At 66.5% G+C, this 19,534-nt stretch carries 18 protein-coding genes, 1 tRNA gene and 1 riboswitch; of the genes, 10 read left to right on the top strand and 9 right to left on the bottom strand.

Translation table 11 applies throughout. The features are described from left to right. The first annotated feature begins 35 nt into the window (after positions 1 to 35). From cobA to cobF, 3 genes are all read left to right on the top strand, one after another. The gene (gene cobA / locus C5F46_RS08960; protein WP_107325013.1) at positions 36 to 749 is read left to right on the top strand and encodes a uroporphyrinogen-III C-methyltransferase; all 714 of its coding nucleotides are present in this window, start codon (positions 36 to 38) and stop codon (positions 747 to 749) included. Between the two features lie 16 nt (positions 750 to 765). Further along, a riboswitch (cobalamin riboswitch) is annotated at positions 766 to 976 on the top strand. A 64-nt stretch (positions 977 to 1,040) separates the two neighbouring features. Next, positions 1,041 to 1,718, top strand: coding sequence for an energy-coupling factor ABC transporter permease (locus tag C5F46_RS08955; protein ID WP_107325051.1), 678 nt, complete (start codon positions 1,041 to 1,043; stop codon positions 1,716 to 1,718). Positions 1,719 to 1,767: 49 nt separating this feature from the next. Then, entirely contained in the window at positions 1,768 to 2,532 is a 765-nt protein-coding gene (cobF, locus tag C5F46_RS08950; protein ID WP_107325012.1) for a precorrin-6A synthase (deacetylating), read from the top strand. On the opposite strand, the gene nadC is transcribed toward cobF, so the two are convergent. From nadC to C5F46_RS08930, 4 genes are all read right to left on the bottom strand, one after another. After that, complete coding sequence (gene nadC / locus C5F46_RS08945; protein WP_107325011.1) at positions 2,529 to 3,371, bottom strand: carboxylating nicotinate-nucleotide diphosphorylase; 843 nt, start codon at positions 3,369 to 3,371, stop codon at positions 2,529 to 2,531. The genes cobF and nadC overlap by 4 nt on opposite strands. Continuing rightward, positions 3,368 to 4,936, bottom strand: a complete 1,569-nt coding sequence (locus C5F46_RS08940) for an L-aspartate oxidase (RefSeq protein WP_107325010.1) — start codon at positions 4,934 to 4,936, stop codon at positions 3,368 to 3,370. The genes nadC and C5F46_RS08940 overlap by 4 nt, the downstream gene beginning before the upstream one ends. Next, a complete protein-coding gene (gene nadA / locus C5F46_RS08935; RefSeq protein ID WP_107325009.1) occupies positions 4,933 to 5,985 on the bottom strand; it encodes a quinolinate synthase NadA in 1,053 nt (350 codons plus the stop codon). Before nadA ends, C5F46_RS08940 begins: the two co-directional genes overlap by 4 nt. A gap of 297 nt (positions 5,986 to 6,282) precedes the next feature. Continuing rightward, positions 6,283 to 6,359: transfer RNA gene (locus C5F46_RS08930), tRNA-Pro, on the bottom strand. Between the two features lie 141 nt (positions 6,360 to 6,500). Between C5F46_RS08930 and C5F46_RS08925 the strand changes: the two genes are divergently transcribed. Further along, positions 6,501 to 8,105: a Na/Pi cotransporter family protein gene (locus tag C5F46_RS08925; RefSeq protein WP_168796807.1), complete on the top strand. Its 1,605-nt coding sequence runs from the start codon at positions 6,501 to 6,503 to the stop codon at positions 8,103 to 8,105. 12 nt (positions 8,106 to 8,117) lie between these two features. On the opposite strand, the gene leuB is transcribed toward C5F46_RS08925, so the two are convergent. The 5 genes from leuB to leuC form a co-directional block, all read right to left on the bottom strand. Beyond that, entirely contained in the window at positions 8,118 to 9,227 is a 1,110-nt protein-coding gene (gene leuB / locus C5F46_RS08920) for a 3-isopropylmalate dehydrogenase (protein ID WP_107325007.1), read from the bottom strand. 102 nt (positions 9,228 to 9,329) lie between these two features. Beyond that, positions 9,330 to 10,397 carry an endonuclease/exonuclease/phosphatase family protein gene (locus C5F46_RS08915; protein ID WP_235820131.1) on the bottom strand — a complete coding sequence of 356 codons (1,068 nt, stop codon included), beginning with the start codon at positions 10,395 to 10,397 and terminating at the stop codon, positions 9,330 to 9,332. Between the two features lie 8 nt (positions 10,398 to 10,405). Beyond that, positions 10,406 to 11,200 carry a hypothetical protein gene (locus C5F46_RS08910; RefSeq protein ID WP_328588562.1) on the bottom strand — a complete coding sequence of 265 codons (795 nt, stop codon included), beginning with the start codon at positions 11,198 to 11,200 and terminating at the stop codon, positions 10,406 to 10,408. A 299-nt stretch (positions 11,201 to 11,499) separates the two neighbouring features. Continuing rightward, positions 11,500 to 12,105, bottom strand: a complete 606-nt coding sequence (gene leuD / locus C5F46_RS08905) for a 3-isopropylmalate dehydratase small subunit (protein WP_107325005.1) — start codon at positions 12,103 to 12,105, stop codon at positions 11,500 to 11,502. A gap of 12 nt (positions 12,106 to 12,117) precedes the next feature. Next, a complete protein-coding gene (gene leuC / locus C5F46_RS08900) occupies positions 12,118 to 13,536 on the bottom strand; it encodes a 3-isopropylmalate dehydratase large subunit (protein ID WP_107325004.1) in 1,419 nt (472 codons plus the stop codon). 122 nt (positions 13,537 to 13,658) lie between these two features. On the opposite strand from leuC, the gene C5F46_RS08895 reads away from it, so the two are divergent. The 6 genes from C5F46_RS08895 to C5F46_RS08870 all read left to right on the top strand — a co-directional run bounded on the left by C5F46_RS08895 (position 13,659) and on the right by C5F46_RS08870 (position 19,519). Continuing rightward, entirely contained in the window at positions 13,659 to 14,390 is a 732-nt protein-coding gene (locus C5F46_RS08895; protein ID WP_235820129.1) for an SOUL family heme-binding protein, read from the top strand. Positions 14,391 to 14,465: 75 nt separating this feature from the next. Next, positions 14,466 to 14,948 (top strand): ribosome silencing factor, encoded by a 483-nt coding sequence (gene rsfS / locus C5F46_RS08890; RefSeq protein ID WP_107325003.1) that lies wholly within the window; start codon positions 14,466 to 14,468, stop codon positions 14,946 to 14,948. After that, entirely contained in the window at positions 14,948 to 15,418 is a 471-nt protein-coding gene (gene rlmH, locus C5F46_RS08885; protein ID WP_107325049.1) for a 23S rRNA (pseudouridine(1915)-N(3))-methyltransferase RlmH, read from the top strand. Before rsfS ends, rlmH begins: the two co-directional genes overlap by 1 nt. Positions 15,419 to 15,509: 91 nt before the next feature. Then, positions 15,510 to 17,030: a 2,3-bisphosphoglycerate-independent phosphoglycerate mutase gene (gene gpmI, locus C5F46_RS08880; protein ID WP_107325002.1), complete on the top strand. Its 1,521-nt coding sequence runs from the start codon at positions 15,510 to 15,512 to the stop codon at positions 17,028 to 17,030. Further along, positions 17,030 to 18,169 carry a murein hydrolase activator EnvC family protein gene (locus tag C5F46_RS08875; RefSeq protein WP_168796809.1) on the top strand — a complete coding sequence of 380 codons (1,140 nt, stop codon included), beginning with the start codon at positions 17,030 to 17,032 and terminating at the stop codon, positions 18,167 to 18,169. The genes gpmI and C5F46_RS08875 overlap by 1 nt, the downstream gene beginning before the upstream one ends. Positions 18,170 to 18,172: 3 nt before the next feature. Beyond that, the gene (locus C5F46_RS08870) at positions 18,173 to 19,519 is read left to right on the top strand and encodes a S41 family peptidase (RefSeq protein ID WP_107325000.1); all 1,347 of its coding nucleotides are present in this window, start codon (positions 18,173 to 18,175) and stop codon (positions 19,517 to 19,519) included. Positions 19,520 to 19,534: the final 15 nt, after the last annotated feature.

Genomic DNA, 19,534 nt, shown 5'->3' with positions numbered 1-19,534 from the left:
ACCGACAGCATCCTTCACCTGATCGCGGAGGCCCGATGACCGGCTTTGTCTCTTTCGTCTCGTCAGGCCCCGGCGACCCCGAGCTTTTGACGCTGAAGGCCGTGGCGCGGCTGGGTGCGGCCGATGCGGTGCTGTTCGACGATCTTTCGGCGGGGCCGATCCTGGCCCATGCCAGCCCCGGCGCCGATCTGGTGGGCGTGGGCAAGCGCGCAGGCCGCCCCTCGCCAAAGCAGGACCATGTCAGCCGGTTGCTGGTGGACTATGCCGCGACCGGCGCGCGGGTCGTGCGGCTGAAATCGGGTGACAGCGGCATCTTTGGACGACTGGAAGAGGAAATCGCCGCGCTGCGTGATGCGGGTATCGGATACGAGATCATTCCCGGCGTGCCCTCGGCCTGCGCCGCTGCCGCCGCGGCGGGCATACCGCTAACCCGGCGGCTGACCGCGCGACGCGTGCAGTTCGTGACCGGCGCCGACGTGACCGGCCGCCTGCCCGAAGGCCTGAACTGGGCCGCGCTGGCCGATCCGCAGGCGACGACGGTGGTCTTCATGGGCAAGGGCAGCTTTCCGGCGTTGGCCGCGGGGCTGATCGGCCACGGTCTGCCGCCCGACACGCCCGCGCTGCTGGCCGAGGCAGTGGGCCACGCCGACCAGCGGCTGACGCGGGCCAGCATTGCCAATTTGGCAGGACGCCTGGCCGGAACCGGCCCCGCGCCGGCCCTGATCCTTTATGGCCCCTTGGCCGATTGACGCGAAAGGAGAGAGCTGACAGACGTTTCGTGACGGTTCCCCAAGGCCAAAGGCCAGGGGATGAAAAGGGAACGCGGTGAGGAGGAGCCATCAGGCGCCAAATCCGCGACTGCCCCCGCAACTGTGAGCGGCGAGCCGCCCCGGAAATGCCACTGGCCAATGGCCGGGAAGGTCCGGGGAAGCGACGACCCGCAAGTCAGGAGACCTGCCGTCAGGGCCATTCGGCCCGCCCCGCCGGGGACACCGGCAAAACCCCAAACCGCCGTCGGGGATGACGGCAAGGAGGATATGATGCATATCGAACCCGGTCTTGTGACCGGCGCCAAGCTGTTTCTCAGCTATGGCACCGCCGCCGCTGCTGGCGCCTACACGCTGAAACTTGCCTGGCAGGCGCTGCGCGAAACTGGCGCGGTTTCGCTGGTCCTGCGCAGCGCGATCGCCACGGCGGCGGTCTTTATCTTTTTCGAAGTCTTGCCGCATTACCCGGTGGGCGTGTCCGAGGTGCATTTCATCCTTGGCTCCACGCTGTTTCTGATTCTGGGGGCGGCGCCTGCGGCCTTTGGGTTGGCGTTGGGGCTGCTGGTGCAGGGGCTTTTCTTCGCGCCCTTCGATCTGCCGCAATACGGCATGAACCTGACCACGCTTCTGGTGCCGCTGTTTGCGGTGCAGGCGCTGGCGCATCGGATCATTGCGCCGCATACGCCTTATGTGGACCTGAAATATACCCAGGCGCTGGCGCTTTCGACGGCCTATCAGGGCGGCGTGGTGGCCTGGGTCGGGTTCTGGGCGCTGTATGGCGCGGGCGCGGGGGCCGAGAATCTGGCCTCTATCCTGACCTTCGGCGGGGCCTACATGCTGGTGGTGCTGATCGAGCCGCTGGCCGATCTGGCGGTGCTGGCGGGCGCGAAATCGCTGCGCGGGCTGGCCCGGTCGGGTCTGTTCACCCACCGGCTGCACCACGCGGCCTGATCCCTCTTGCGGCCCCCGGTCGCGGGGGCCGCGTCGCCCGGAATTTTCCATGATTGACCTGACACTGGTGGGCATCGGCACCGGCAACCCCGAGCATCTGACGCTACAGGCGATCCGCGCGCTGAATGCGGCCGATCTGGTGCTGATCCCGCGCAAGGGCGCGGCCAAGGCCGATCTGGCCGATCTGCGCCGTGCGATCTGCGCCGAGGTCATCACCAACCCCGCCACGCGGCTGGCCGAATTCGATCTGCCCCTGCGCGACGAGGCGACGCCCGATTACCGCCAGCGGGTCGAAGACTGGCACGACGACATCGCCGCCATCTGGGCGCAGATCATCGCCGCGCATCCGGTGGCGCAAAAAGTGGCGCTGCTGGTCTGGGGCGACCCGTCGCTGTATGACAGCACCCTGCGCATTGCGGCACGGTTGCGGCCTGCGCCGCGGCTGCGGGTGATCCCCGGCATCACCTCGATGCAGGCGCTGACGGCAGCCCATGCCATCGCGCTGAACGACATCGGCGCGCCCTTTGCCGTTACCACTGGCCGACGGCTGCGCGATGAGGGCTGGCCGGCGGGCGTCGATACGCTGGTGGTGATGCTGGATGCGGGCGGCGCCTTTCAGGCGATAGACCCCGAGGGCGTGACGATCTGGTGGGCCGCCTATGCGGGCATGGCCGAAGAGATCACGCTTTCCGGCCCGCTTTCCGAAACCGCGCCCCTGATCCTGACCGCGCGGGCCGAGGCGCGGGCGCGGCATGGCTGGATCATGGATATCTATCTGCTGCGGCGGGCGCCGCCACCCGTTCTGCGGGCCTAGAAATCAAGCCCAAGGTCAAGCGTGCGCGCCGAATGCGTCAGCGCCCCGCAGGAAATGTAATCGACCCCGGTCGCCGCCACCTCGGCGATGCGGTCACGCCGCATGTTGCCCGATGCTTCGGTGACCATCTGCCCCGCAACCAGCGCCACGGCCTGCCGAAGCGTGGCCGTATCCATGTTGTCCAGCAGCACCACATCAGCGCCGCCCAGCGCCAGCACCTCGGCCAACTGATCCAGCCGGTCCACCTCGATCTCGACCCGCATCATATGCGAGCGCGCGGCCCGCACCGCGGCCAGCACCGGCGCGATGCCGCCCGCGGCGGCGATGTGGTTGTCCTTGATCAGGATCGCATCCGACAGGCCATAGCGGTGGTTCGACCCGCCGCCATGGGCAACGGCCGCCTTTTCCAGCATCCGCAGGCCCGGGGTTGTCTTGCGTGTGCAGGTGATGCGGGCGCCGGTGCCGCGGGTTTCGGCCACGAAGGCCGCGGTCTGGGTGGCGATGCCGCTAAGCCGGCCGGCAAAGTTCAGCGCCACCCGCTCGGCCATCAGAACCGATGCGGCGGCGCCGGTGATGGTCATCAGCGTGTCGCCCGCTGCGCAGGACGCGCCATCGGCCACGCGCCTCTGAACCTGTAGAGCGGGGTCGACCAGCCGAAAGGCCATCGCGGCGACCTGCATCCCTGAAACCACGCCGGCCTCGCGCGCGTTCAGCGCGGCGGTGCAGGTCAGCCCGGCGGGGGTGACGGCGCGTGTCGTGGCGTCGCCCATCGGCGACAGGTCTTCTACCAGAGCGGCGCGGACGACGGGTTCCAGCAGCAGATCGGGCAGCGGGGTCATCGAGCGGTCTCCAGGGTTTGGGGTCGCAGGGCAACCGCCTGGGCGAGCGTCAGGCGGCTGCGGTGGGCCTGCGCGGGGTCGGTTCGGGGGAAATCGGTGCGGAAATGGCCGCCCCGGCTTTCGCGGCGCAGGACTGCGGCGGCAGCGATCAGGGTGGCGGTCGCTGTCATGTTGCGCAGACATTCGCAGGCGCCTGCCTGCACCTCGATCGCCGCTATCTCGGCCAGGGCAAGGGCAAGGCCATCCTCGTTGCGCAGCACGCCGACGTGATCGGTCATCACACGGCGCAGGCGGGCGATCAGCGCAGGATCGGGCGTCTCGCCGCCCGGCGAAAAGGTCAGCACGACCGGCGCGGCGGGGGCGGGCGTGCCAAGGCCGCGGGCGATATCCTCGGCGCAGGCCTGCGCCATCACCCGCGCCTCCAACAGCCCGTTAGAGGCCAGACGGTTGGCGCCGTGCAGCCCCGTCGAGGCCGCCTCGCCGCAGACCCACAGACCGGGCAGCGAGGCCCGCCCCTCGGGGCCGGTTTCCACCCCGCCCATGTGGTAATGCGCGGCTGCCGTGACCGGAATGGCCTGCGTCGCCGGGTCGATCCCGGCCTGCGCGCAGGCCGCGGCCACCGCGGGGAATCGCTCGGTCAGTTCGGCGCCAATTGCGGCACGGGTATCCAGCATCGGCCGCAGCCCTGCTTGCCCCTGGGCAAAGATCGCGCGCGCCACGATATCGCGGGGCGCCAGTTCTGCATCGGGGTGCACCGCCTGCATGAACCGCTCGCCCAAGCGGTTGACCAGCACCGCGCCTTCGCCGCGCAGCGCCTCGGTCGCCAGGGGTGCGGGGTCTTGGCCGGTGTCGATCGCGGTGGGGTGGAACTGCACAAACTCGGCATCGGCGATGATGGCGCCGGCGCGCGCGGCCATGCCGATGCCCTGCCCGCGCACACGCGGCGGGTTGGTGGTCACCGCATAAAGCCCGGCCGACCCGCCGCCCGCCATCAGCACCGCCGCACCACGGATCAGCACCCGGCCCGAGGGCATATCGGCGCGTTCCACCCAGACCCCCGTGACCCGGCCAGCAGAGGTTTCCAGCCCCGAGGCAATGACCCCTTCCAACACCTGAACCGAGGCTGCGGCGCGCACCGTGCGGATCAGGGTCTGCATGATCTCGTGCCCGGCCTGATCGCCCTTGACGCGCACAACCCGCGCGCGGCCATGCGCCGCCTCGCGCGACAGCACGAACGCGCCGGCGGCGTTGCGGTCGAACGGCACGCCCAGATCGGCCAGCGCCGCAATCTGTTCGGGCGCCGCCGCGGTGATCTGCCGGGCCACAGCCGCATCAACCGTGCCCGCACCCGCGCGCAGCGTGTCGGCGGCATGGTCGGCGGGGCTGTCGCCCGGCCCCATCGCGGCGGCCACCCCACCCTGCGCCCAGGCCGACGATGCGCCCTCGCCCAGCACCTCGGGCGTGATCACCAGAACTGGATGCGGCGCCAGATCCAGCGCGGCCGACAGCCCCGCCAGCCCCGCGCCGATGATCACCACCCGGCCCGTTTCGACTGGCCCGGTCATCGCGCGGCCTGACGCGACAGGTCGATCATGCGTTGCACCGCGCGGCGCGCGGGTTCGGCCACATCGGGGGCGACCGTCACCTCATGCGTCATGGTGTGCAGCGCCCAGAGGATGTTTTCCAGCGTGATCTTCTGCATGTGCGGGCAGAGGATGCAGGAACCCGCAAACTCCACCTCGGGCAGGTCGCTGGCCATGTTGGCCGCCATCGAACACTCGGTGACCAGCATCACCCGTTCGGGGCGGCGGCTGCGCACGATCTCCATCATCGCGCTGGTCGAGCCGGAGAAGTCGGCCTCGGCCAGAACCTCGGGCGGGCATTCGGGATGGGCGATGACCATCACACCGGGCAGGCAATCGCGCGCCTCGCGCACCTGTTCGGCGGTGAACTGTTCATGCACCATGCAGGCGCCGTCCCACCACACCACGCGCTTGCCGGGCACCTGCCGCGCCACGTTCTGCGCCAGATACTTGTCGGGCGTCATGATAACGGTATCGCCCGGCATCGCCGCCACGATCTGCGCAGCATTGGCCGAGGTGCAGCAGACATCCGAGGCCGCCTTTACCGCCGCGCTGGTGTTGACATAGCTGACAACCTGAGCGCCGGGGTAGCGCGCGCGCATCTGTTCCACCCCCGCGGGAGTGATCGATTCGGCCAGCGAACAGCCCGCGCCAAGGTCAGGGATCAGCACCGTCTTGGCGGGGTTCAGAATTTTTGACGTTTCGGCCATGAAATGCACGCCCGCCTGCACGATAACGTCGGCGCGCACCTCGGTTGCCTTGATCGCCAGTTGAAGGCTGTCGCCCACCACATCCGAAACCCCGTGAAAAATGTGCGGTGGCATATAGTTATGACCAAGGATCACCGCATTGCGGTCGCGCTTGAGCTGGTCGATCGCCACGATATAGGGCGCGTGCTGCGCCCAGACCTCGGGCGGGATCACGCGGGCGACATGGGCATACCGATCAGCGGTGGCCTTCGTTGCCTGCGGCGAAGGTTGCAGATCATAGGCCTTCGCCAGATCGGCGCGCATCCTGTCAAAGGTCATCATGTCCCCCCGATATATGACACGCTCTTAAAACCCTGCCGCGCAGAGGGAAATGACAATGATGCGATCATGCCGGGCCAGAGGGTGTTAAACCGTCGCATGCGGCCCGGCGTCGGCCTTTTCACGCAAGGCTTTTGCAACAGGGCAAACCAGTCGCGGTGCAGCCAGCCCAAACAACGCTGTCTGCCCGCACCGCACCCGGTCTGATCCTGGGGCGTATCGCGGCAAGGTTTAACCCCGGCACGAGCCGTCTTTGCCACCAGTTGGGGCAGGATATTCTTTATATTTCAGGGGGATAATTGGTCGGAGCGAGAGGATTCGAACCTCCGACCCCCTGCTCCCGAAGCAGGTGCGCTACCAGGCTGCGCTACGCTCCGACCGTGTGGGCGGGGGTTACAGGCTCTGCGCAGCATTTGCAAGGGGGATTGCGCCGCGACGTTTCAGCCTTCTGCATCTGCGCCGTGCGGCTCTGCTTGCGCCACCTGCGGCGATCCCGGATGATCAGGGGCGGAGGTGGTATGACCAACGACATTCTCAATGTTCTGGGCGGGATCGGGCTTTATCTGTTCGGGATGCAGATCATGACCGAGGCGCTGCGGCGGATGGCCAGCCGACAGGCGCGGGCGATGCTGGCGCGGTTTGCCACAACGCCCTTTACCGGCGCGCTGTCGGGGGCGGTGATCACCGCGGTGCTGCAATCCTCCAGCGCGGTGCTGATCACGACCATTGGTTTTGTGGGGGCGGGAATGCTCAGCTTTCCGCAGGCGGTGGGCATTATTTACGGCGCCAATATCGGCACCACGATCACCGGCTGGATGGTGATGGCGCTGGGGCTGAAGCTGCAACTGGGGCTGGCGGCACTGCCGCTGTTGTTCGTAGCGGCGCTGATGCAGGCCTTTGCCAAGGGGCCGTGGCAGGCGACGGCACAGGCGTTGGCTGGTTTTTGCCTTGTGTTTCTGGGCTTCGACCTGATGCAGGCGGGCACACGCGGGTTCGAGGGCTGGCTGACGCCCGACATCCTGCCGGGTGACGGGCTGGTGGGGCGTGCGCTGCTGATGGGCATCGGGATGGCTTTCACAATCGTCGTGCAGTCCTCCAGCGCGGGTGTGGCGACGGCGCTGGTGCTGCTGGGAAGTGGCGCGATCAGCCTGCCGCAGGCGGCGGCGATGGTCGTGGGCATGGATATCGGCACCACCTTTAAATCATTGCTGGCCACCATCGGCGGATCACGCGACATGCGGCGCACGGCGGTGGCGCATGTGGCCTACAATGTTGTGACCGGCACCGCGGCCTTTCTGGCGCTGGGGCCTGCCACAGCGTTGTTGCAGGCGGCCTTTGGTGGCGATCCGCTGCCTGCGCTGGTGGCATTTCACACCCTGTTCAACGTGATGGGCGTGGCCCTGATGCTGCCATTCACCGGCCCCTTCACCCGGCTGATCGAGCGGCTGGTGCCCGGCGGCGATGCGCTGAGCCCGCGACCGCTGGACCGCGCGCTGCTGGCCGATGCCGATGCGGCGCTGGATGCGGCACGCGGGGCCTCGGGCGGGCTGGCGAGCGCGCTGCTGTGCGCGCTGGGAGAGCGGTTGCGGCTGGGCGGCACGCCCGCGGCGCTGGCCGGGATCACGCCGCAACTGCCCGCGGCCATCGACGACATCGAAGATTTTCTGACCCGCATCCAGATCCCCGAGGGGCAGCGCGGGGCGATGCTGCGCCATTCTGCGCTGCTGCATCAGTTCGACCATCTGCACCGGCTTGCCCATCGCGCCGAACAGGGCGACCGCATCGACCTGCTGTTGTCGGACCCGGCGCTGCTCCGCCCGGCTGTGGCGCTGGGGGCTGCGCTGCGGCGGGCGGGTGCGGCGCCATCCGATCCGGCGCAGGCGCGGCGGCTGGCGCGGCTGCGCCCGCTGATCGCCGGGCGGATGCAGCGGCTGCGCCGCTCGGCGCTGCTGCGCGAACATGTGGGGCTGGTCAGCCCGGCAGAGGTTTTTGCGCTGACCGATGCGCTGCGCTGGCTGGACCGGGCGGTGCATCACGCCGAGCGCATCGTGCATTACGGCGCCCTCGCCGCCGAGGCGACCCCCGAGGCGCTGCGGGCGGGTCAGCCGCCCAATGGCGACTGAGCCTGCGCAGGGTCAGAGGCTTGCGTCCAGCGCGGCCACGATCGCATCGCCCATTTCGGCGGTGGTCACGGGTGTGCCGCCCTCGGGGCCCATCAGATCGGCGGTGCGCACACCGTCGGCCAGCACCTTCTCAACCGCTTTTTCCAGCCGCGCCGCCTCGTCGCCAAGATCGAAGCTGTAGCGCAGCGCCATTGCAAAGCTGAGGATGCAGGCGATCGGGTTGGCCTTGCCCTGACCCGCGATATCGGGGGCCGAGCCGTGCACCGGCTCATACAGCGCCTTGGGCCGGCCGTTCGCCATCGGTGCGCCAAGGCTGGCCGAGGGCAGCATCCCGAGCGAGCCGGTCAGCATCGCGGCACAATCCGACAGCACGTCACCAAACAGGTTGTCGGTCACGATCACGTCGAACTGCTTGGGCCAGCGGACAAGCTGCATCGCGCCGTTGTCGGCATACATGTGCGACAGCGCGACATCGGGGTATTCGTTGTCATGCACCCACTGCACCTCTTCGCGCCACAGGATGCCCGATTCCATCACATTGGCCTTTTCCATCGAGCAGACCTTGTTGTTGCGCCGCCGCGCCAGTTCAAAGGCCGAGCGGGCAACACGACGGATTTCCTCGGTTGTGTAACGCTGGGTGTTGATGCCCACACGCCCGCCCTCGTTATCGGGGAAGATGCCGCGCGGCTCGCCGAAATAGACGCCCGAGGTCAGTTCGCGCACGATCATGATATCCAGCCCGGCAACGATTTCCGGTTTCAGCGACGAAAAATCGGCCAGCGCGTCAAAGCACTGTGCGGGGCGCAGGTTGGCGTAAAGGTCCATCTCCTTGCGCAGCCGCAGCAGGCCGCGTTCGGGTTTCACGCTGAAGTCGAGCACATCATAGTTGGGGCCGCCCACGGCGCCCAGCAGCACCGCATCGACCGCCTGCGCGCGGGCCATGGTTTCATCGGCCAGCGGCACGCCATGCACATCATAGGCGGCGCCGCCCACCAGGTCTTCGGACACGTCGAACCGGATTGCGCGCTTTTCGCCATACCAGCCGATGATCTTTTTCACTTCGGCCATCACCTCGGGGCCGATGCCGTCACCGGCAAGGATAAGCAGGGAAGGGTTCGCCATGGGGTTCTCCAGCGCCAGAAGGGTTGTTTGCGGCGTAGCGGCTGGCAAAGGTCGGGTCAAGCGGCGGCGCGGCGCGTGCGGGCCGTGGGGCAGGTGGCCGCATCAGGGCAGGGCAAGATCGACCCACACCAACCGGTGGCGCGAGGCGCGCGCCACAGTCGCTGACAGCGCGGTGCCCGGTTCAGGCCAGACCACCCCGGCAGCGGTCACCCGCAGCCCGGCAGAGGGCAGCACATAATCGACCCGGCGGTTGCCCAGATTGTCGGTGTCGGGCCAGTCTGCCGTATCGCGCGCGGGGTCGCCCGCCTGCCTGGCATTTGCCCCGCCCTGCGCGGCGGCTGCCAGAACCGCGCCCATGCTTTGCGGGGCCGGGTCTTGCAGTCGCGGGTCTGCCAGCAGTGCGCGCAACGCCTCATGCCGCCCCTCGCCATCGGCCGGGTCAAGGTTGGCGTTGCCCATAATGACGAACGGGGCCGTGGCGGGGGCCTGCGGCAGCGCGCCATCCAGATACCGCAGCCAGAATGCGACCTCGTCGTGGTTGCGACGTCCGTTGCGGTCTTCGGGGCCGTCAAACACCGGCGGGGTTGCGGCAAAAGCCCACAGATGCAACCACCCGCCCCCCGGCAGGCGCAGCGGCACATCCCAGTGGCCGGTGGTGGACAGCCGCTGCGTCGCTGCGGCCTCGGGCGACAGGCCCGCAGCGCCGATCAGGGCGCCGGGCAGATCGCGCCAGAGCAGGGGGCTGAAATCGCGCAGGGCATCGCCCGCCACCGGCAGCCGCGACAGGATCGCCATGCCATCCTGCCCCGCAAACCGGCCATAGCCCTGCGCATCGCGCGCGTCGCCCAGGCGGCCGTCGCCATCCAGATCAACCCCCGTGGCCATGCCGGAATTGGGGCGCAGGGCTAACAGATGCGCATAGCCCGCCCCCCGTGCTGCCAGCCGCGTTTCAAGAGCAGCCAGCGCCATAAGCCCATGGTCCCAGTCGATCCCGGTCAGCAAGATCACATCAGGTCCGGCAGCGGTTATCACATCTGCCACAGCCTCGGCCTGCAGGTCGGTGCCCGATCTGATATCACGATACACCAGCCCCGGCCCGTCGCGGGTCAGATCGGTGTGAAAGGTGGCGATGCGCAGATTTTCGGCCCCGACCGAACAGGCCGTCGCCAACCAAATGATCAGGCTGCCGCCAATTGCGCCGTGGCCATGCGCTGGTTTGATTGGCGGGTCTGTTCGATCATCGTTGCGATCCGGCCCATCGCGATGCCGCGCATGAACAGGCTTACCGGAAGAAAGGCCCATGCTGTCACCGTCCAGATCAAGGTGTGGGGCGAGGTCAGCGTTACCGGGTCGAACAGCGAGGATGCCGAATAAACCATTGCCGGAATCACGAAGGGCAACAGGCAGCCCAGCCCGATGTTGAACCGCGCGTCGCGGCGCAGACGGCTGACTATATCACCCCCTGCGGTCGGGTCAAATGTGGGCAGGTTGACCCAGACGTTAAAGCTGGTGGCGCGGTTGGGCCAGCCCAGGGTGCGCAGGATCAGAACGAAATACGCCAGAGTTATCAGAGAGATGATATAGGCCAGCCCGCCCGCCGTGCGCACAAGCTCGACCTGTGCGGGGGGCGTGTCGGCGGCCAGCATCATGGTCAGCAACCGAACCGGGCTGTAGGGCAGGTCGATCGACTGCGCAACAGCCATCCCGGTGACCCGCACAAACAGCGACAGCGTGCTGGGTGTGCTGCCGCTTGCCATCAAGGCGCTCAGCAGGAACAGCGTCAGGAACAGCGAGACAAACCGGATTCGGTTGAATGGCGCGGCGTCCCGAAACTCGACCAGGCCCGGATAAGTGGACGCATATTCGACAAAGGTCAGAACCCCTGCGCACAATGCGGCCAGCGCCACGATCTGCCGGGTATCTGCGCCAATGCCCGGCAACATCAGCGAAGGCGTGGCAATGACAAGAACCACCAACACAGCACGCAAAAAAGCACCAGAGAGCCGAGAAGCCATGGCTTCGTCCCTTTGCCTCGTTCGAACCCGATACAATGCCGGACTCTTGTTTCGTCATGGCGCGCCGTTGCGACGGCCAACACTGCCCTGACATATGTGTGCAGGGCGTTCCGCCAACTGGCAATGAACAGCCAAGGTTTCGGGTCCGTTTCGGGCAATTTCAAGACGCAACTGATGCGGCTTTGCATCAATTTGGTCCAAAACATGGCCGCCTCGGGGCCATGCCCCGAAGCGGCCCCAGATAGAAAGGCCGTTCGTCAAACCCAGGGGCGGCTTTGCGCGGCCTGCGTCTCGAATGTGTCAATGGCGGCTGCTTTTTCCAGCGTCAGACCGATATCATCCAGACCGTTCAGCAGACAATGTTTCTTGAACGGGTCCACGTCGAACGGGAATACGCGGCCATCCGAGGCTGTAACGGTCTGCGCTTCCAGATCGACGGTCATACGGGCATTTTCGCCTTTGCGCGCATCTTCCATCAGGTGATCGACCGCCTCTTGCGGCAGCACGATGGGCAGGATGCCGTTCTTGAAGCAGTTGTTGAAGAAGATGTCGGCAAAACTGGTGGAAATCACCGCCCGGATGCCGAAATCCAGCAGCGCCCAAGGCGCGTGTTCGCGCGACGACCCGCAACCAAAGTTGTCGCCCGCCACCAGAATCTGCGCCTTGCGATAGGCGGGCTGGTTCAGCACGAAGTCAGCGATTTCCTTGCCATCGGGGGTATGGCGCATCTCGTCGAACAGGCTGACGCCCAGCCCGGTCCTCTTGATCGTCTTGAGGAACTGCTTGGGGATGATCATGTCGGTGTCGATATTGACCAGCGGCATCGGCGCTGCAATTCCGGTCAGGGTGGTAAATTTATCCATCTTTCCGGCTCCTTACACTGTCTCAGCCAAGATCGTGCGCACATCCACCAGATGCCCGGCGATGCCTGCGGCGGCGGCCATGACAGGGCTCATCAGGTGGGTGCGCCCGCCACGGCCCATGCGGCCTTCGAAATTGCGATTCGAGGTGGCCGCGCAGCGTTCGCCCGGCGCCAACTGGTCTGGGTTCATGCCCAGACACATCGAACAGCCTGCAAGGCGCCATTCGAAACCAGCCTGTTTGAAGATATCGGCCAGCCCTTCTTCCTCGGCTTGCAGCCGCACAAGGCCTGATCCCGGCACGACCATGCCGCGCACACCCGGCGCCAGATGCTTGCCTTTCAGGATTTCGGCGGCGGCGCGCAGGTCTTCGATCCGGCCGTTGGTGCATGACCCGATGAACACGGCATCAATCTTGATGTCGGTCAGCTTCTGGCCCGGCGTCAGGCCCATGTAATCCAGGCTGCGCCGCGCCGCCTCGACCTTGCCGCCGGTGAAATCTTCGGGGGCAGGCACGGTGGCGGTGATCGGCAGTACATCCTCGGGCGAGGTGCCCCAGGTCACGACGGGGGCGATATCCTCGCCGCGGATCGTGATGACCTTGTCGAAATGTGCGCCCTCATCGGTGTAAAGCGTCTTCCACCAGGCCACAGCGGCCTCCCATGCGGCGCCTTTGGGGGCGTGGGGGCGGCCCATGCAATAGTCGAAGGTCTTTTCGTCGGGCGCGATGATTCCGGCCCGCGCGCCGCCTTCGATCGCCATGTTGCAGACCGTCATGCGGCCTTCCATCGACAGATCGCGGATCGCCTGACCGCAGTATTCGATGACATAGCCGGTGCCGCCCGCGGTGCCGGTTTCGCCGATGATCGACAGCGTGATATCCTTGGCGGTGACACCGGGGCGCAGATGACCGGTGATCTCCACCTTCATGTTTTTGGATTTCTTCTGGATCAGCGTCTGGGTGGCCAGAACATGTTCCACCTCTGATGTGCCGATCCCGTGCGCCAGCGCGCCAAAGGCGCCGTGGGTGGCGGTGTGGCTATCGCCGCAGACCACCGTCATGCCCGGCAGCGTCCAGCCCTGTTCGGGGCCGACGATATGCACGATGCCCTGACGGATGTCGGACACCGGATAATAGTTGATGCCGAAGTCACGGGCGTTGCGGTCCAGCGCATCGACCTGGATCCGGCTTTCCTCGTTGTCGATGCCCTTTTCGCGGTCCCATGTCGTGGGCACGTTGTGGTCGGGCACGGCGATGGTCTTTTCCGGGGCGCGCACTTTGCGACCGGCCAAGCGCAGCCCCTCGAACGCCTGTGGGCTGGTGACTTCGTGGACCAGATGTCGGTCGATATACAGCAGGCAGGTGCCATCGTCGGACGTATCGACGACATGGGCATCCCAGATCTTGTCATAGAGGGTCTTCGGAGCGGTCATGGCTCTCTCTCACAGATGGCTGAATGGGGCAGGCGAGCGGGGGCGCAAACCGCGCCCGTGCCGCGTCACAGTCGCGCGAGGATTGACCGGCTTTCGCAGGCGAACCGCCAAGGCAGGCGGGCATGGTCGGCCATGTCGAAAAAGCGCATCATGGCGCGGTAAATAAGCGCGAATCTCTGGTCTGGCAATACGGGCATCACAATATAGAGCGGGTGGCTTTCCCGGAGGATGCGATGCGCAAGCTGATGACGATACTGGCAACGGCTTTTCTGCTGGCACCGGCTGCGGGGGCAGAAACCTATCGTGGCTATGAAACCCCCGCCTATAAGGTCGAGCGGCGGATCGGCACCGCCGAGGTGCGTGTCTATGCCCCCGCGCTGGTCGCCGAGGTGACGGTGCGCGGCACCCGGCAGGGCGCCGCCAACCGCGGCTTTCGGATTCTGGCGGGCTATATCTTTGGCAAGAACGACGGCTCTGCCAGGATCGACATGACAACCCCGGTGGGGCAGGCGCGCGGCGAGAAAATCGCGATGACCACGCCGGTTGCCCAGGCCGGGGCCGAGGGGTTGTGGACGATCCGCTTTACCATGCCCGCAACCTATACCCGCGATACCCTGCCCAAGGCGCGCGATCCGCATATCCGGTTTCTGGACCTGCCCGAGCGGCGCGTTCTGGTCTTGCAATTTTCGGGCATGCCCGGCGACAAGGTGCTGGTCGAGGCCGCCGACAGGTTGCGCGGAATCGCCGCCGCGGCCGGGCTGAAGCCTCAGGGTGCGCCGGAATATCAGTTCTACGATCCGCCGTTGACGTTGCCCTGGAACCGGCGCAACGAGGTGCTGTTTGCGCTGCCCTGAGCGGTGTCTTGTGGCCCGCCACGCCTGTCGGGCAGGTTTCTTGAGATTTCGCGGCGCCGATGTTATGTTCGCGTCATGCCCCGCGCCGGGGCCTTGCGGCGCGCAACACCGGAGGACAATGTCCTGTCTCAGACTATTCCCGCAGCCGCATCCGCAGCTGCCAAGGTGGCGCCGATGACTCCCCAGGGTCCGGCCGCCGAAACCGATGTGACAAGCGAAACCCTGCTTGCCCGGATTCTCGCCTCGCTTGACGATGACAAGGCCGAAGATGTGGTCACGATCGACCTGCGCGGGCGGTCGTCTGTGGCCGATTACATGGTCGTCTGCTCGGGGCGGTCATCGCGGCAAGTGGGTGCCATTGCTGAAAAGTTGATGGATCGGCTGAAGGAAGAGTTTGGCCGCGTCTGCAAGGTCGAGGGCAAGGATCAGGGCGACTGGGTTCTGGTCGATACTGCCGACGTGATCGTGCATATCTTCCGCCCCGAGGTGCGCGAGTTCTATCAGCTTGAAAAGATGTGGATGCCGGGCGCCGCGGGGTTTGGGGCCGGTCGGGCCTGATGCGGGTGGCGATCTGCGCCGTGGGTCGGCTGCGCGCCGGGCCCGAGGCGGCGCTGGTGTCGGATTATCTGGATCGATTCGGCAAGACCGGGCGGGCGCATGGCCTTGGCCCGGCCTCCGTGGTCGAAGTGGAAGACAAGAAAAACGCCGGGATGGAGGCCGAGGCCGCGCTGCTGACCCGCGCGGTGCCTGCCGGTGCGGTGCTGTGCTGTCTGGATGAACGCGGCGCGGTGGTGTCTTCGCCTGACTTTGCCGCGCGGCTGGCGGGCTGGCGCGATGCGGGGCGGCAGGATCTGGCCTTCGTGATCGGCGGCGCCGACGGTATCGCGCCCGGCTTGCGCGAGCGCGCCGATTTTTCGCTGTCGTTCGGCAAGATGGTCTGGCCGCACATGCTGGTGCGGGTAATGTTGGCAGAACAGTTGTATCGCGCCGCGCAGATCGTGGCGGGAACTCCCTACCACCGCGGCTGAGCGCAGATTTGCGCCCAGCCGCCGCCGCGGTCCCGGTTGCCCCGCGCTGCCCCGCAGCGTAGATAGGGGCCAAAGCACACCGGAGGCCCCGATGACCCGCCCGAAACCTGTTGTCCTGTGCATTCTCGACGGTTGGGGCGAACGCGCCGAGCCGGAAGGCAACGCCCCCCGGTTGGCCAATACCCCGACCTTCGACCGGATCATGGCGACCTGCCCCCATGCCACCCTGCTGACCCATGGCCGCGATGTGGGCCTGCCCACCGGGCAGATGGGCAATTCCGAGGTGGGCCACACCAATATCGGCGCGGGCCGCGTGGTGGCGATGGATCTGGGTGCGATTGATCTGGCGATCGAGGATGGCAGCTTTGGCCACAATGCGGCGATTCTGGCCTTTGTGGAAAAACTCAGGGCAACAGGTGGGACCGCGCATCTGATGGGCGTGGTGTCGGATGGCGGCGTGCATGGCCACATCAGCCATGTGGTGGCCGCCTGCCGCCTGATCGCGGGCGCCGGGGTGCCGGTCGCGCTGCATGTGATCACCGACGGGCGCGATGTGCCGCCGTCGTCTTCGGCGGGCTTTGTGGCCGATCTCATGGCGGGCCTGCCGCAGGGGGTGCGGGTGGCAACCGTGATCGGTCGCTATTGGGCGATGGACCGCGACACCCGCTGGGACCGTGTCGCGCGCGCCTTTGCCGCCATGGTCGCGGCCGAGGGCGAACAGGCCCCCGATGCCGCCGCCGCCGTCGCCGCCGCCTATGCGCGCGGTGAGACGGATGAATTCATCGCCCCGACCGTGATCGACGGCTACAAGGGTGCGCAAGATGGCGACGGGTTCTTTTGCCTGAACTTCCGCGCCGACCGGGCACGCGAGATACTGTCGGCGCTGGGCGACCCGGCCTTTACGGGCTTTGATGTCAGCGCACGCCCGGTCTGGGCCGCGATGCTGGGCATGGTCGATTACTCAAAGGCGCATGATGCCTTCATGACCGCGGCCTACCCCAAGCAAACCATCGTGAATACCTTGGGTGAATGGGTGGCCAAGCAGGGGCTGACGCAATACCGGCTGGCCGAGACCGAGAAATACCCCCATGTGACTTTCTTCCTGAACGGCGGCAAAGAGGCCCCCGAGCCGGGCGAAGACCGCTTCATGCCCAAATCGCCCAAGGTTGCGACCTATGACCTGCAACCCGAAATGTCGGCGCCCGAGGTGACCGAACGCTTCATAGCCGCGATCGAACATGGCTATGACCTGATCGTGGTAAACTATGCCAACCCCGACATGGTGGGCCACACCGGGGATCTGGCCGCCGCCATTGCCGCCTGCGAGGAAATCGACCGCGATCTGGCCCGCGTTCTTCCGGTGCTGGAGCGGGCGGGCGGCGCCATGATCCTGACCGCCGATCATGGCAATTGCGAAACCATGATCGATCCGGTCACCGGCGGCCCGCACACCGCGCATACCACGAACCCGGTGCCCGTGGCGCTGATCGGTGGCCCCGCAGGGGTTCGGCTGCGCAAGGGGCGGCTCGCCGATCTGGCGCCCACGCTGCTGGACCTGATGGGCCTGCCGGTGCCGCCCGAGATGACCGGCACCACGCTGATCGAACGATGATCCTGCGCGCCGCCCTGCTGACGCTGGCGCTGGCCGGGCCGGTCGTGGCGCAAGGTGCGGCCGAAACCGCGCTGGCCGCGGCTGATGATCTGCGCGCCGCCGTGGCCGCGCTGGAAGGGGCCACAAAGTCCCGTGACCGGGTGGCCGCCCTGACGCAGACAATTCGCGCCTATGAAACGGGCCTGTCGGCGCTGCGTGACGGGCTGCGCCGCGCCGCCATCCGCGAAGACGAAATCGCCGCCGCCTACGATGCTCGCCGCGACCAGATCGGGCGGCTGCTGGCCGTGATGTCCACCATGGAACGCTCTGACGGGCCGCTTTTGCTGCTGCATCCGTCGGGCGCCGAAGGCTCGGCCCGGTCGGGGATGATCTTGTCTTCGGTCACGCCCGCGCTTCAGGCCGAGGCCGAAAAGATGCGCACCGATCTGCAAGAGGTGGCCGATTTGCGCGCCTTGCAAACCGCCGCCGCCGATACGCTGGAGGCCGGGCTGACTTCGGTTCAGGCCGCCCGCACCGCGCTGAGCGAGGCGGTGGCCGAACGTGTGGGCCTGCCGCGCCGCTATCTGGAAGACCCCGAGGAACTGCGCGCACTGCTGCAAAGTGCCGATACGCTGGAGGGCTTTGCCACCGGCCTTGCCGATCTGGATAGCGACATCGGCCCGCCAATGGAGGATTTTGCGGGCGGCAAGGGCAGGCTGCCCTTGCCGGTGTCGGGCACGATCCTGCGGCGCATGAATGAGGCCGATGCGGCTGGCATTCGCCGCCCCGGCCTGGTGATTGCCACCGCACCCGCGGCCCTTGTCACCACGCCCTGGCCCGCGACGATCCGCTATCGCGGCCCGCTGCTGGACTACGACAATGTGATGATCGTCGAGCCTGCCAAGGGCTATCTTCTGGTTCTGGCCGGGCTTGGCACGGTTTATGGTGAAACCGGCGATGTGCTGACCGCAGGCGCGCCGTTGGGGTTGATGGGCGGAACCGAACCTGCGGCGCAGGAATTTGGCGCGGGTTTTGTCACTGCGGCACAACAAGGTGGTGGCGCGGGGCGAACGGAAACGCTTTATATTGAGCTTCGAGTGGACAAGGATCCCGTGGACCCGGCCGAGTGGTTCGCCGAGACGCAGGACAATCAGGGATAGACGATGAGAAAATTCGTATTCGCCGCGCTGGGTGGCACCCTTGCAGGGCTGCTGTTGTCAACGCAGATCGCTGGTCCCCTGATTGCGCAAGAGGTGCGCAAAACCGCCTCGGTCTATGAACAGCTTGACCTGTTTGGTGACATTTTTGAACGCATCCGCGCCGACTATGTCGAACAGGTCGACGACGCCGAGTTGATCGAGGCCGCGATCAACGGGATGCTGACCTCGCTGGATCCGCATTCCAGCTACCTGCCGCCCGAAGATTACGACGACATGCGGGTGCAGACCCGCGGCAGTTTTGGCGGTCTCGGTATCGAGGTCACGCAGGAAGAAGGCTTTGTGAAAGTCGTCTCTCCGATGGATGGCACACCGGCTGATCTGGCGGGCATCGAGGCGGGCGATTTCATCACCCATGTCGATGGTGAATCGGTGCTGGGCCTGACGCTGGATCAGGCGGTGGAAAAGATGCGCGGGCCGGTCGGCTCCGAGATCATCATCACCGTGGTCCGCGAGGGCACTCCTGAACCCTTCGACGTGTCGATCATCCGCGACACGATCAAGCTGACAGCGGTGAAGGGGCGCACCGAAGGCCAGACCGTGGTGCTGCGCGTCACCACCTTCAACGACCAGACCTATGCCAATCTTGATGAAAGCCTTAAGACCGCCGTGGCGGAGGCGGGCGGGATGGACAAGGTCAACGGCTTTGTCATTGACCTGCGCAACAACCCCGGCGGGTTGTTGAACCAGGCGATCGAAGTATCGGACGCCTTCTTGGACGCGGGCGAGATCGTCTCGACCCGCGGCCGCTCTGCCGAGGAGAGCGAGCGGTTCAACGCCACTCCCGGTGATCTGGCACAGGGCAAGCCGATCGTGGTGCTGATCAACGGCGGCTCCGCTTCGGCCTCGGAAATCGTGACGGGGGCCTTGCAGGACCATCGCCGCGCCATCGTGGTGGGCACCAAGTCGTTCGGCAAGGGCTCGGTCCAAACCGTGATCCCGGTCAAGGGCGACGGCGCCATGCGCCTGACCACGGCGCGCTACTACACGCCCTCGGGCCGCTCGATTCAGGCGCTGGGAATTGCGCCCGACATCGTGGTGCAGCAACCGCCGCGCAAGCCTGAACCCGCCGAAGACACCGACAAGGCTGCCTCTGCGGCAACGATGGACCGGTCCGAGGCCGATCTGCGCGGTGCGCTGGGCAACGATTCGATGACCGAGGATGAAAAGCGGCTGTTCCAGGAAGAACAGGCCCGCGCCGAAGAGGCCGCGAAGCTGCGCGAAGAGGATTATCAACTGGCCTATGCCATCGACATTCTCAAAGGCCTGACGGCCATCGCCTCCGACAAGTGAACCGACCGGGGGCAT

This window comes from Phaeovulum veldkampii DSM 11550 (assembly GCF_003034995.1).
GTDB classification, from domain to species: domain Bacteria; phylum Pseudomonadota; class Alphaproteobacteria; order Rhodobacterales; family Rhodobacteraceae; genus Phaeovulum; species Phaeovulum veldkampii.
The sequence above is the reverse complement of the archived record's forward strand: the minus strand, read 5'-3'. Positions and strand labels throughout refer to the sequence as shown.

Excerpts from the sequence above, each read along its gene's own strand:
- cobA (WP_107325013.1), top strand. The coding sequence starts at position 36 with ATGACCGGCTTTGTCTCTTTCGTCTCGTCAGGCCCCGGCGACCCCGAG.
- C5F46_RS08955 (WP_107325051.1), top strand. The coding sequence starts at position 1,041 with ATGCATATCGAACCCGGTCTTGTGACCGGCGCCAAGCTGTTTCTCAGC.
- cobF (WP_107325012.1), top strand. The coding sequence starts at position 1,768 with ATGATTGACCTGACACTGGTGGGCATCGGCACCGGCAACCCCGAGCAT.
- nadC (WP_107325011.1), bottom strand. The coding sequence starts at position 3,371 with ATGACCCCGCTGCCCGATCTGCTGCTGGAACCCGTCGTCCGCGCCGCT.
- C5F46_RS08940 (WP_107325010.1), bottom strand. The coding sequence starts at position 4,936 with ATGACCGGGCCAGTCGAAACGGGCCGGGTGGTGATCATCGGCGCGGGG.
- nadA (WP_107325009.1), bottom strand. The coding sequence starts at position 5,985 with ATGATGACCTTTGACAGGATGCGCGCCGATCTGGCGAAGGCCTATGAT.
- C5F46_RS08925 (WP_168796807.1), top strand. The coding sequence starts at position 6,501 with ATGACCAACGACATTCTCAATGTTCTGGGCGGGATCGGGCTTTATCTG.
- leuB (WP_107325007.1), bottom strand. The coding sequence starts at position 9,227 with ATGGCGAACCCTTCCCTGCTTATCCTTGCCGGTGACGGCATCGGCCCC.
- leuD (WP_107325005.1), bottom strand. The coding sequence starts at position 12,105 with ATGGATAAATTTACCACCCTGACCGGAATTGCAGCGCCGATGCCGCTG.
- leuC (WP_107325004.1), bottom strand. The coding sequence starts at position 13,536 with ATGACCGCTCCGAAGACCCTCTATGACAAGATCTGGGATGCCCATGTC.
- C5F46_RS08895 (WP_235820129.1), top strand. The coding sequence starts at position 13,659 with ATGGTCGGCCATGTCGAAAAAGCGCATCATGGCGCGGTAAATAAGCGC.
- rsfS (WP_107325003.1), top strand. The coding sequence starts at position 14,466 with ATGCCCCGCGCCGGGGCCTTGCGGCGCGCAACACCGGAGGACAATGTC.
- rlmH (WP_107325049.1), top strand. The coding sequence starts at position 14,948 with ATGCGGGTGGCGATCTGCGCCGTGGGTCGGCTGCGCGCCGGGCCCGAG.
- gpmI (WP_107325002.1), top strand. The coding sequence starts at position 15,510 with ATGACCCGCCCGAAACCTGTTGTCCTGTGCATTCTCGACGGTTGGGGC.
- C5F46_RS08870 (WP_107325000.1), top strand. The coding sequence starts at position 18,173 with ATGAGAAAATTCGTATTCGCCGCGCTGGGTGGCACCCTTGCAGGGCTG.